The 11,051-nt window shown below is 61.8% G+C and carries 11 protein-coding genes and 2 tRNA genes; 10 read left to right on the forward strand and 3 right to left on the reverse strand.

Translation table 11 applies throughout. The annotated features are described in order from the left end of the window. Nucleotides 1–22: 22 nt before the first annotated feature. The 3 genes from C1H69_RS20730 (at nt 23) to C1H69_RS20745 (ending at nt 1,393) form a co-directional block, all read left to right on the forward strand. A tRNA-Val gene (locus tag C1H69_RS20730) sits at nt 23–99 on the forward strand. Between the two features lie 22 nt (nt 100–121). Next, nucleotides 122–198, forward strand: a tRNA-Val gene (locus tag C1H69_RS20735). An 895-nt stretch (nt 199–1,093) separates the two neighbouring features. Continuing rightward, nucleotides 1,094–1,393 (forward strand): MTH1187 family thiamine-binding protein, encoded by a 300-nt coding sequence (locus C1H69_RS20745; protein ID WP_102655289.1) that lies wholly within the window; start codon nt 1,094–1,096, stop codon nt 1,391–1,393. A 68-nt stretch (nt 1,394–1,461) separates the two neighbouring features. On the opposite strand, the gene C1H69_RS20750 is transcribed toward C1H69_RS20745, so the two are convergent. The 3 genes from C1H69_RS20750 to C1H69_RS20760 are packed head-to-tail and all read right to left on the reverse strand — an operon-like array spanning nt 1,462 to nt 3,962. Next, on the reverse strand, nt 1,462–2,277 hold the full coding sequence (locus C1H69_RS20750) for a MetQ/NlpA family ABC transporter substrate-binding protein (RefSeq protein ID WP_102655290.1): 816 nt from the start codon (nt 2,275–2,277) through the stop codon (nt 1,462–1,464). A gap of 28 nt (nt 2,278–2,305) precedes the next feature. After that, nucleotides 2,306–2,959, reverse strand: a complete 654-nt coding sequence (locus tag C1H69_RS20755) for a methionine ABC transporter permease (protein WP_102655291.1) — start codon at nt 2,957–2,959, stop codon at nt 2,306–2,308. Further along, on the reverse strand, nt 2,940–3,962 hold the full coding sequence (locus tag C1H69_RS20760) for a methionine ABC transporter ATP-binding protein (protein WP_102655304.1): 1,023 nt from the start codon (nt 3,960–3,962) through the stop codon (nt 2,940–2,942). The genes C1H69_RS20755 and C1H69_RS20760 overlap by 20 nt, the downstream gene beginning before the upstream one ends. Before the next feature lie 568 nt (nt 3,963–4,530). Between C1H69_RS20760 and C1H69_RS20765 the strand changes: the two genes are divergently transcribed. The 7 genes from C1H69_RS20765 (at nt 4,531) to C1H69_RS20795 (ending at nt 10,509) form a co-directional block, all read left to right on the forward strand. Further along, nucleotides 4,531–5,160, forward strand: coding sequence for a riboflavin synthase subunit alpha (locus C1H69_RS20765; RefSeq protein WP_102655292.1), 630 nt, complete (start codon nt 4,531–4,533; stop codon nt 5,158–5,160). Between the two features lie 203 nt (nt 5,161–5,363). Then, complete coding sequence (locus C1H69_RS20770; RefSeq protein ID WP_102655293.1) at nt 5,364–6,668, forward strand: NCS2 family permease; 1,305 nt, start codon at nt 5,364–5,366, stop codon at nt 6,666–6,668. Between the two features lie 24 nt (nt 6,669–6,692). Then, nucleotides 6,693–7,238, forward strand: coding sequence for an adenine phosphoribosyltransferase (locus tag C1H69_RS20775; RefSeq protein WP_102655294.1), 546 nt, complete (start codon nt 6,693–6,695; stop codon nt 7,236–7,238). A 9-nt stretch (nt 7,239–7,247) separates the two neighbouring features. Then, nucleotides 7,248–7,727, forward strand: coding sequence for a xanthine phosphoribosyltransferase (gpt, locus tag C1H69_RS20780; protein ID WP_102655295.1), 480 nt, complete (start codon nt 7,248–7,250; stop codon nt 7,725–7,727). Beyond that, on the forward strand, nt 7,728–8,423 hold the full coding sequence (ung, locus tag C1H69_RS20785; RefSeq protein ID WP_205738572.1) for a uracil-DNA glycosylase: 696 nt from the start codon (nt 7,728–7,730) through the stop codon (nt 8,421–8,423). Between the two features lie 98 nt (nt 8,424–8,521). Beyond that, nucleotides 8,522–9,151: a uracil phosphoribosyltransferase gene (upp, locus tag C1H69_RS20790; protein ID WP_102655297.1), complete on the forward strand. Its 630-nt coding sequence runs from the start codon at nt 8,522–8,524 to the stop codon at nt 9,149–9,151. Nucleotides 9,152–9,264: 113 nt separating this feature from the next. Next, on the forward strand, nt 9,265–10,509 hold the full coding sequence (locus tag C1H69_RS20795) for a uracil-xanthine permease family protein (RefSeq protein WP_102655298.1): 1,245 nt from the start codon (nt 9,265–9,267) through the stop codon (nt 10,507–10,509). Nucleotides 10,510–11,051: the final 542 nt, after the last annotated feature.

Raw genomic sequence — 11,051 nt, forward strand, 5'->3', positions numbered from 1 at the left:
CACTTATGTGCCTGCTGGACGAAGGACCATAGCTCAGTTGGTTAGAGCGCCACGTTGACATCGTGGAGGTCGGCGGTTCAAATCCGCCTGGTCCTACCAGTTTCCCGGCAAGCATCTATTCAGGACCATAGCTCAGTTGGTTAGAGCGCCACGTTGACATCGTGGAGGTCAGCGGTTCAAATCCGCTTGGTCCTACCAAGTTTCCAATGCCCCCGCAGCCCTTCGGGGGCGTCGATCAGACAGACGACACCACCGACATTTCTGCCGCTTGCCGCACGGGCTAGCCCAAAAAGGCAAAAAGCCCGACCCTTGCGGGCCGGGCTGATCATTGCTTCCCTGTCTTGCTCTCCACGAACGTCCTGTTCGTGCATCCTTGGCTCATCGAGCCACTCAGGCTCGGCAGGCTTCCTTATCATACTCATACATAATGACAGCTATAGTACAGATTGTACATAACCTGGGTTATGAAATTATGCAAGTGATTGCATCGAAGCGCGGGGGTACGGACTATAGTCGCTACAGGAGAGGACTGCCAGGAATGGCATGCGTCGCGCACGAAAGGGCCCGGCCGAGCGGCTGGGCCCTTGTCCCGTTACTCGGCACCATCCGTGGTGCCACCTCTACCATGCCCTGCGTCCCTCTTTGTGTCGAACTGAGATTTGTACGCATTTATTATTACGTCTCGAAATAATGCGGGGCCGGGTGGTGGCTGGGAGCCGTCAGCTGGACGCTGTCCATGTCACGGCTTGTGCCTCATCCACGACCCTTTGCAGATTCCTCCTGGGTAGCCACGTAAGCGCGGAAACCACGGGTGTACCGGAACCAGCCGCCCTCCTTCTTCCTTCTTGTATTGTTCGCGAATCGGCTTGGGGCAGCCCACTCCCGGCGATGGTCGATGGAGGGCGTCAGGGCAGCGTGGACGTCGTCCTGCGTTGTGTCTCGCGGGTGCGGGCTGCCGCGCGACAGACGCCCTGGCCGAAGGGCATCGGGTTGCAGGCCGGCTTCCCCTGGCTCGGGCGGTTGAATAATGGTGAAGGCATAACTAGGTTTCGGAGTAGGGACAACCCGGTAAGTCGATCAGGAGGATTGAACGATGCGCGTGATTGCCGATGTGAACATTACCCCGCTGGGAGCGGGTGCTTCGCTGTCATCCCATGTCGCGGCCTGCGAGGAGATCATCGAGGAGGCGGGGCTCAAGTACCATTTGCATGCGCATGGTACCAACCTCGAAGGCTCGTGGGAGGAGGTGATGAGGGTGATTCAGCGCTGTCATGACGTCCTGCACGAGAGAGGCGCACCCCGCGTCGACAGCTCGATTCGGGTTGCCACGGCGACGGACAAGGACCAGAGCCTGGAAGAGCGTGTGAACAAGGTCGAGAAGCGGATGCGCTGAGGCATTGCGATGGTCCGCCTGCCCGATACGCAAGGGCCGACGCAAGCGCCGGCCCTTTCTCTTGCGGGTCACTCCCAGCCGGGAACGGCACCGCCCTCGAACAGCTCCTGTGCCATGGCGGCGACCTCTTCGCTCTGGTAGGCGGAAACCAGCTGCTGGATCTCTTCGCGTTCCTCGTCGCCGCTGCGCACGGCGATCAGGTTGACGTAGGGGGATTCCGGGCCTTCCTGCACCAGGGCATCGTCCAGGCTCAGGCCGGCGGGCTGGGCAAAGGTATTGTTGATGAACGCCAGGTCCACGTCAGGCAGAACCCGTGGCAGCTGCGCCGCCTCGATCTCGCGGAAGCGGAAGCCATGCGGATTCTCGACCACGTTGACCGGGGTGGCCTCGAGGTTCTCGGGGTCGTCCAGCTCGATCAGTCCGGCGTTGTGCATCAGGATCATGGCGCGGCCGCCGTTGGTGGGATCGTTGGGCAGTGCGATGATGGCACGCTCCGGCAGATCGTCGATATCGGTGTGCTTCTCCGAGTAGGCGCCGATCGGGTAGACGAAGGTGTAGCCGGCAACCGTCAGGTCGTAACCCCGATCTTCCACCATGCTGCGCAGGTAGGGTTCGTGCTGGAAGGCATTGGCATCGAGACTGCCATCGGCCAGCGCGGCATTGGGAGAAACGTAGTCGGTAAATTCGATGATCTCCACGGTGAGATCGTAGCGCTCCTTGGCAAGCTGCACGGCCACTTCCATTACCTCGGACTCGGGGCCGGACATGGTGCCGACCTTGATCGAGCGGGTCTCGGCAGTGCCATCGTCATTGCCGCAGCCGGCAAGCAGGGCGGTGCCGGCGAGGGCGGCGGCGCCCAGTAGACGGGTCAAGGTCACTTGCATGAGGTCTTTCTCCTTTGTGTGCTTCTTTTTACTTGCGGTCGGATTTGCGTACCAGATAGTCCCCCAGGCTCTGGAAGCCCTGGACCATGACGACCAGGATCGCCACGGTGATCAGCATGATGGTGGGGTTGAAGCGGTTGTAGCCATAGCGAATGCCCAGGTCGCCCAACCCGCCACCGCCCACGGCTCCCGCCATGGCCGAGTAGCTGACCAGGGTGACGACAGTGATGGTCAATCCGGTGATGATGCCGCCTCGGGCTTCCGGCAACAGTACCTTGGCGATGATCTGCCCGGGAGTGGCCCCCATGGACTGGGCCGCTTCGACCAGGCCTGGTGGAATCTCGTTGAGCGCTCCTTCCACCAGGCGTGCCACGAAGGGGATCGCCGCAATGGTCAACGGCACGATGGCCGCGTTGGTGCCGATTGACGTGCCCACGATCATGCGTGTGAACGGGATGATGGCAACCATCAGGATGATGAAGGGAACCGAGCGGCCGATATTGGTGACGATACCCAATACCTGGTTGAGGGCGGGGCGGGCGAGTATCTGCCGTGGCCGAGTGACATACAGCATGACGCCGAGCGGTACGCCGAGCAGTGCCGAAAGGATTCCGGACACACCTACCATGTAGAGCGTATCGAGGGTGGCCTGAAGGATCAGGTCAATCATCGCGCTGGACATGGCCGAGCACCTCCACGTGAAGATCATGGGCTTCGAGATAGTCGATGGCCTGGCGGGTCTTTTCCGCCGGCCCCAGTAGTTCGGCGATCATCAGCCCCAGGGTTCGCTCCTGAATCGATTCCACCTTGGCCTGCAGGATGCTGACATCCACTTCGCACTCCCGGGCCAGTCGGGAAATCAACGGGGTGGAAACGGCGTCGCCGGAAAAGGCCAGGCGAACGACCGGGTGGGTGTTCGCGCCGGCCTTGGCTTCCAGGCGTTCCACCAGTGCCTTGGGCGGCTCCAATTGAAGAAAGTCGTTGAGGAACTCCCGTCCCAGCCGGGTGCGCGGCGCGGTAAAGAAGTCGCCAACATCGGCTTCCTCTACCAGCTCTCCCCCCGAGATCAGGCTGACGCGATGGCAGATCGACTTCACCACTTCCATTTCATGGGTGATCAGCAGGATGGTCAGGCCGAGCTGCTGGTTGATGTCGCGCAGCAGTTCCAGGATCGAACCGGTCGTCTGGGGGTCCAGAGCCGATGTCGCTTCGTCGCAGAGCAGCACCCGGGGCTTGCTCGCCAGGGCGCGGGCAATGGCCACACGCTGTTTCTGGCCCCCCGATAGCTGCGCCGGATACTGGCGGGTCTTGTCCGCCAGCCCGGTGAGGTCGAGTAGCGGCATCACCCGCTCACGGATCTCGGCACGCTTCATGCCCATCAGTTCCAGGGGCAGGGCGACGTTATCGAACACGTTGCGAGAGGTCAGCAGGTTGAAGTGCTGGAAGATCATGCCGATGCGATGACGGGCCTGGTTCAGGTCGGAAGACGAAAGGCGTGTCATTTCCTGGCCATCGACGACCACGCTGCCGCTGCTGGGCCGCTCGAGCAGGTTCACGCAACGAATCAGCGTGGATTTTCCAGCTCCCGATAGGCCTATCACACCGTGGATGCTGCCCTGGGGCACGTGGAGATCGACATTCTTCAGCGCTACGATGACGTTGGCGTCAGCCTTGGGCCGGTCCATGCCGCCATCGTCCGGTAGGCCACTGCTGGCCGTCGAGCCGGCTTTCAGGCTGGGCGTGGCCTCCTCGGCGAGACGGCTCTTGCGCTGGTCTTTGCGCCGGTTCCTGAGATGGTAGGTCTTTGAGACGTTGCGTAAAGTGATCATCGGGCTTCCGCTCATCGGGCCGTTCCATTGCGGACAGGCAGCGGGCGCCGGAGATAAAAAAGGCCACCCTGACGGGTGGCCATCAACGCTGGACACACCCTTTTAGCTGCACTTCACGCCGAGGGGCTCCTTATGGGAGTCATCGTCGTGGGCGCCCGCAATCCGGGTACAAATCGGCGCCTTGAATGTGGCCGCCAATGCTAAGACCAAAGGCGAATTCTGTCAATGCCAGTGGTACATGTTTGGGGGAGATGGCTCGTGGGATGGGAAATATTCCTGTAAATACCTATATCGACATTGGATCGTTCTGATTCATGGCGGTCGGTTTGAAATCATTGTGGATAGACGTGCGCTCCTCGAGTTCCTACACTGCCAACCTTACTTTGTCCATCCCGCTGCGGTGGGAGCTGCATGAGGAGTTACCATGTTTACAGGCATCGTTCAAGGCACGGCGGAAGTCGTCGCCATCAGGGAAGCCGAAGCCTTTCGCACCCATGTGGTGATATTGCCCGATGCGCTGCGGGCAGGGCTCGAGACGGGAGCGTCGGTCGCCCATAACGGTGTCTGCCTGACCGTGACGGCCATCGAAGGCGATCGGGTCAGCTTCGATCTGATGCGTGAAACCCTGAAGGTGAGCAACCTGGGTGTGCTTGGCGTAGGCGATCGGGTCAATGTGGAGCGGGCCGCACGGTTTGGCGATGAAATCGGCGGCCACGCCATGTCCGGCCACGTCATGGCCATGGCGGAGCTGGTGGAACTGGATGAGGCGCCCAACAATCGCCGGCTGTGGTTCGAAGTCCCCCATGGGCTGGGCCGTTTCCTGTTCGACAAGGGCTATATTGGTGTTGATGGTATCAGCCTGACCATCGGTGAAGCGCGCCGTGCCGATAGTGCCCATGGCCCACGCTTTTGCGTCGATCTGATCCCCGAGACCCTGAAACGCACCATCCTGGTGGATCGGGTGCCAGGTGACAGGGTCAACATCGAAATCGACCCCCAGACACAGGCCATCGTTGAAACCGTGGAGCGCGTGCTGGCATCCCGCGAGCCCTGAATCGGGCGTTCAACTGACCGTTTCGTCAAGTTTGCGTTGGCTGGAACGCTGGCACATGGCCTGTAGTTTGCTTATACAGAGCGAACCGTGCTGCATCACGATTCCCGGGGCGCGTCTCGCATCGCGGACAACCTTTGGGTACCATGTGCGGCTTTTCTCGCCCCCTGGTCAACAACAACGGCCCAAGTTCGCAGGATGCCATCATGCTGAAACGCCTGATAGACGATCATTTCAAGCTGGCTGAACACAATACCAACGTCAAGACCGAGGTCATTGCCGGGATCACCACCTTCCTGACCATGGCCTACATTATCTTCGTCAATCCCAGCATCCTCTCCGAAGCGGGCATGGACTCCGGCGCGGTGTTCGTCGCCACCTGTCTGGCAGCCGCCTTCGGCTGTCTGATCATGGGGATCTGGGCCAACTACCCCATTGCCCAGGCGCCCGGCATGGGCCTCAACGCCTTCTTCACCTATGGCGTGGTGCTGGGGATGGGATACACCTGGGAGGCGGCGCTGGGCGCGGTCTTCCTCTCCGGTTTCTGCTTCTTCCTGCTCAGCATCTTCAAGATACGCGAGTGGATCATCCACTCCATCCCGCTGTCGCTGCGGCTGGGGATTGCCGCCGGCATCGGCCTGTTCCTGGCGATGATTGCCCTCAAGAACGCCGGTATCGTGGTTGCCAACCCGGCCACCTACGTGGCGCTGGGCGACCTCTCCCAGCCCGCCGCCATTTACGCGCTGCTGGGGTTCTTTGCCATTACCGCCATGGCCTACCTGAAGATCACCGGCGCCGTGATGATCGGTATCCTGGGCGTCACCGTGCTGGCCATCGCGCTGGGCCACAACGAGTACGGCGGTCTGATGTCCATGCCGCCATCCATTGCGCCGACCTTCATGGCACTGGACCTGATGGGGGCGCTGGACATTGCCATGCTCAGCGTCATCTTCGCTTTCCTGTTCGTCGACCTGTTCGACACCTCCGGGACCCTGGTGGGCGTGGCCCATCGTGGCAAGCTGCTCGACAAGGACGGCAAGCTGCCGCGTCTCGGCCGTGCCATGCTATCCGATAGCAGTGCCTCCATGGCCGGTGCCGTGCTGGGCACTTCGACCACCACCAGCTATATCGAGTCCACGGCGGGCATCGCGGCGGGTGGCCGCACCGGCCTGACCGCCGTGGTGGTGGCCGGCCTGTTCCTGATCAGCCTCTTTTTCGCCCCCCTGGCAGGCTCCATTCCCGCCTATGCCACCGCCGGCGCGCTGCTCTACGTGGCGGTGCTGATGGCAGGCAGCCTGGCCCACGCCAACTGGGAAGATCCCACCGAGGCGGCACCGGTGCTGATTGCCGCGCTGGCCATGCCGCTGACGTTCTCGATCGCGGAGGGGATTGCCCTGGGCTTCATCAGCTATGTGGCCATCAAGGCGCTTTCCGGGCGTTTCCGCGACCTCAATCCGGCCGTGGTCATCCTGGCGATCCTGTTCGTCCTGAAATTCCTGTTCCTTGACTGATCACCCATCTCACCGAGACCCGCGATGAGTATCTATGGCGACTACATCAAGTCCGTGATCCGAACCGTCCCCGACTGGCCCCAGTCGGGTATCAACTTCCGTGACATTACGCCGCTGCTGCAGAACAGCTCGGCGTTTCGCAAGCTGATCGACAGCTTCGTGCATCGCTACCAGGACATGGAGCTCGATGCCATCGCCGCGATCGATGCCCGAGGCTTCATCATCGGTGCACCGGTGGCCTACGAGCTGGGCTGCAGCTTCGTGCCGGTGCGCAAGAAAGGTAAGCTGCCGTTCAGGACCATCAGCGAGACCTATACCCTCGAATACGGCAAGAGCGAGGTCGAGCTGCACTCCGACGCGTTCCAGCAGGGCGATCGAATCCTGATCATGGACGATCTGATCGCCACCGGTGGTACCATGCTGGCAGCCGCCAGGCTGATCACTCGCTCGGGCGGGCAGGTGGTGGAGACCGCCACTATCATCGACCTGCCGGAGATCGGCGGGTCGCGCAAGATTCGTGAAGCCGGCTTCGGGGTCTTCGCGGTCTGCTCCTTCAATGAAGACGAGTGAGGCAGGTTCATGAGCAGCAGTCGGTATCATCAACACTTCACCGTTTCCTGGGATCAATTGCACCGCGACGTGCGCGAACTCTGCCATCGCCTGGTCGAGCGAGACTTCAAGGGCATCGTCGCCATCACGCGGGGCGGCCTGATACCCGCCGCATTGATCGCCCGTGAGCTCAACGTACGGCTGATCGATACCATCTGTATCAGCAGCTACGACAATAGGGAGCAGGGAAGACTCGACATCCTGAAGGGTGTCGACCATGACGGGGAGGGCTGGCTGCTGGTCGATGACCTGGTGGATACCGGCAAGACCGCCCGCAAGGTTCGAGAAATGTTGCCCCAGGCGCATTTCGTTACCATCTACGCCAAGCCGGAAGGGCGTCCGCTGGTCGACCAGTACCTCACCGAAGTGGCACAGGACTGCTGGATCCAGTTTCCCTGGGACATGGGCATTGCCTATGTCGAACCACTCGTCGACCAGGTAAAGCGATAAATCATGAATCCACTTCCCGAAAGCTGGTGGCAATGGCTGGGCGATGAATTCCAGGCGCCGTACATGCAATCCCTGCGTGACTTCCTGGCCGCCGAGAAAGCTGCCAGGAAGATCATCTACCCGCATTCCTCCAACTGGTTCCGGGCCTTCGAGCTGACCCCGCTGGACCGGGTCAAGGTCGTGATCCTGGGGCAGGACCCTTATCACGGCCCCGGCCAGGCCCATGGGCTATGCTTTTCCGTCCGTCCGGGCGTGGCGGTGCCGCCGTCGCTGGTCAATATCTACAAGGAGCTGGCCGGCGACGTCGGCTTCCGGCCGGTCATGCATGGCAACCTCGAACAATGGGCGGAGCAGGGTGTGCTGCTGCTCAACACGTCGCTGACGGTGGAGCAGGGCAATGCCGGCTCCCATCGCGGCAAGGGCTGGGAAATCTTCACCGACCGTGCCATCGCCACGGTCAGCGAACACGCCGAGCCGACCGTCTTCCTGCTGTGGGGCAGCCATGCCCGGCAGAAGAAGGCCCTGGTGAATACCAGCCGTCACCTGGTACTCGAATCCCCGCATCCCTCGCCCCTCTCGGCCCATCGGGGTTTCTTCGGGAACCACCACTTCTCCCGGGCCAATGCGTTCCTGGAGCAGAATGGTCGCCAGCCCATTGACTGGCAATTACCGGAGACGCCGAACCCTACGCCTTAACCTCAACGATGGATGCGAGTAGAATGCCTCGCAATTTATCGATGCCGTCCATCCAGCGAAGACCGCCACCGTCCATCCCGCCGCCGAAGAGGTCCTCCATGAGCGTTCATGCCATCAACCATCCGCTGGTCCAGCACAAGCTGGGACTGATGCGCGAAGCCGGTATCAGCACCAAGAGCTTTCGTGAACTGGCAGGCGAGTTGGCCAAGCTGCTCACCTACGAGGCGACCCAGGATCTGGAGCTCGAGACACAGGATATCGACGGCTGGAGCGGCAAGCCCATCCCGGTCAAGCTGCTCAAGGGCAAGAAGGTCACCATCGTGCCGATCCTGCGGGCAGGCCTTGGCATGCTGGACGGCGTCACCGACCTGGTTCCCAGCGCCCGGATCAGCGTGGTAGGGCTGTACCGTGACGAAGAGACGCTGGAGCCGGTTCCCTATTTTGCCAAGTTCGCCGGTGATCTCGATGAGCGCCTGGCCCTGGTCATCGACCCGATGCTGGCCACCGGGGGCACCATGGTGGCGACCCTCGACATGCTGCGCGAGCGTGGCTGTCGGCACATGAAAGTGATCGTGCTGGTGGCGGCTCCCGAAGGCATCAAGCGAGTCCAGGACGCCTATCCGGATATCGAGATCTACACGGCGGGTATCGATGACCACCTCGACGAGAATGGATACATCGTCCCCGGGTTGGGCGACGCCGGGGACAAGATCTTCGGTACCCGCTGATTTTCGGCCAAAACGGCACAGCTGAAACATGCCCCTGAGATTGCGATCCAGGGGCGTTTTTCTGGGCAGGACGCCTTCGATCAAAAACGTACATCAAGAAGGAAGAGACATTCATGAGTGAACAAGCGGCGGCCTCGCAGACGCCGGCCGATTCCCTGCCCAGGATTCTGTTGACCGGCGCCCAGATGCTCTTCGTGGCCTTCGGTGCCCTGGTCCTGGTGCCGTTGCTCACCGGACTCGACCCCAGCGTGGCGCTCTTTACCGCCGGTATCGGCACCTTGATCTTCCACAGTGTCACACGGGTGACCGTACCGGTCTTCCTGGCATCCTCATTCGCCTTCATCGCCCCCATCCAGGGTTCGGTTGCGAGCTTCGGCGTTTCGGCGACTCTGGGTGGCCTGATGGCCGCCGGCATGGTCTACGTCATCATTTCCCAGGCGGTTCGGCTCAAGGGAACCGCCTGGCTGCATCGGCTGCTGCCGCCGGTCGTGGTGGGCCCGGTGATCATGGTGATCGGCCTGGCCCTGGCACCGGTGGCGGTGAGCATGGCCACCGGCGAGACAAGCGACCACATCGACTACGGGCCAGCCATTTTTCTTTCCATGGTGAGCCTGCTGGTCACTCTCGTGCTCGCGGTCTTCGGTCGTGGCCTGCTGCGTCTGGTTCCGATCATGGGGGGCATCGTGACGGGTTACGCGCTGGCCTTGCTGATGGGGGTCGTGGAATTTTCGCCGGTGCGCGATGCCGCCTGGCTGGCGATGCCGAGCTTCACGGCACCCAGCTTCCACTGGGCCGCCATCCTGTTCATGATCCCCGTGGCCATTGCCCCGGCGGTGGAGCACATCGGTGACATGGTCGCCATCGGCTCCGTGACACGCAAGAACTACCTGGAAAAACCCGGGCTGCACCGCACCCTGCTGGGGGACGGCCTGGCGACCTCCGCTGCGGCGCTGTTCGGCGGGCCACCCAACACCACCTATTCCGAAGTAACGGGGGCAGTGACCCTGACGCGGGCATTCAACCCGAAGATCATGGTGGTAGCGGCCTGTATCGCCATTCTGCTGGCCTTCGTCGCCAAGCTTGGAGCCTTGCTTCAGACCATCCCTGGTCCCGTCATGGGGGGCATCATGACCCTGCTGTTCGGCTCCATCGCCGTGGTGGGCATGAACATCCTGGTACGGGCCGGCCATTCGCTGACCGCACCACGCAACCTGGTCGTGGTGTCGCTGATCCTGGTGTTCGGCATTGGAGGCATGCAATTCGGCGGTGGCCAGTTCACCCTGCAGGGTGTCAGCCTCGCCGCCCTGGTGGGCATACTGCTGAACTGGGTGCTACCGGGTGCCGAAGAGAACGAATGAGGTGATTGATACCTGCCGTAACAGCTGTCGGAGCACCGCGCCATAGCGGCTATCGCCAGCATTGGAGCGGTCACGAGCTGAAGCTGGTTCCTACAGCTGTGTATCTCCCCTTGGTGGAAAATATCGCTGTTGGAGCGCTGCTCCGCGTCGCGACTGGCGGCGGTAGGCGCCTCGGCAGTGTCGCGAAGGCACGAGCCCCCCCTGTCGCGAGCTAAAGCTGGCTCCTACAGCTGTGTATCTCCCCCTTGGTGGAAAATATCGCTGTTGGAGCGCCGCTCCGCATCGCGACTGGCGCCGCAGGCGCCTCGGCTGTGTCGCGAAGGCACGAGAATCCCCCTGTCGCGAGCTGAAGCTGGCTCCTACAGCTGTGTATCTCCCCTTGGTGGAAAATATCGCTGTTGGAGCGCCGCTTCGCGTCGCGACTGGCGCCGGTAGGCGCCTCGGCAGTGTCGCGAAGGCACGAGCCCCCCTGTCGCGAGCTAAAGCTGGCTCCTACAGCTGTGTATCTCCCCTTGGTGGAAAATATCGCTGTTGGAGCGCCG

Source organism: Billgrantia endophytica (genome assembly GCF_002879615.1).
Classification (GTDB): Bacteria; Pseudomonadota; Gammaproteobacteria; order Pseudomonadales; family Halomonadaceae; genus Halomonas; species Halomonas endophytica.

Excerpts from the sequence above, each read along its gene's own strand:
- C1H69_RS20745 (WP_102655289.1), top strand. The coding sequence starts at position 1,094 with ATGCGCGTGATTGCCGATGTGAACATTACCCCGCTGGGAGCGGGTGCT.
- C1H69_RS20750 (WP_102655290.1), bottom strand. The coding sequence starts at position 2,277 with ATGCAAGTGACCTTGACCCGTCTACTGGGCGCCGCCGCCCTCGCCGGC.
- C1H69_RS20755 (WP_102655291.1), bottom strand. The coding sequence starts at position 2,959 with ATGTCCAGCGCGATGATTGACCTGATCCTTCAGGCCACCCTCGATACG.
- C1H69_RS20760 (WP_102655304.1), bottom strand. The coding sequence starts at position 3,962 with ATGGACCGGCCCAAGGCTGACGCCAACGTCATCGTAGCGCTGAAGAAT.
- C1H69_RS20765 (WP_102655292.1), top strand. The coding sequence starts at position 4,531 with ATGTTTACAGGCATCGTTCAAGGCACGGCGGAAGTCGTCGCCATCAGG.
- C1H69_RS20770 (WP_102655293.1), top strand. The coding sequence starts at position 5,364 with ATGCTGAAACGCCTGATAGACGATCATTTCAAGCTGGCTGAACACAAT.
- C1H69_RS20775 (WP_102655294.1), top strand. The coding sequence starts at position 6,693 with ATGAGTATCTATGGCGACTACATCAAGTCCGTGATCCGAACCGTCCCC.
- gpt (WP_102655295.1), top strand. The coding sequence starts at position 7,248 with ATGAGCAGCAGTCGGTATCATCAACACTTCACCGTTTCCTGGGATCAA.
- upp (WP_102655297.1), top strand. The coding sequence starts at position 8,522 with ATGAGCGTTCATGCCATCAACCATCCGCTGGTCCAGCACAAGCTGGGA.
- C1H69_RS20795 (WP_102655298.1), top strand. The coding sequence starts at position 9,265 with ATGAGTGAACAAGCGGCGGCCTCGCAGACGCCGGCCGATTCCCTGCCC.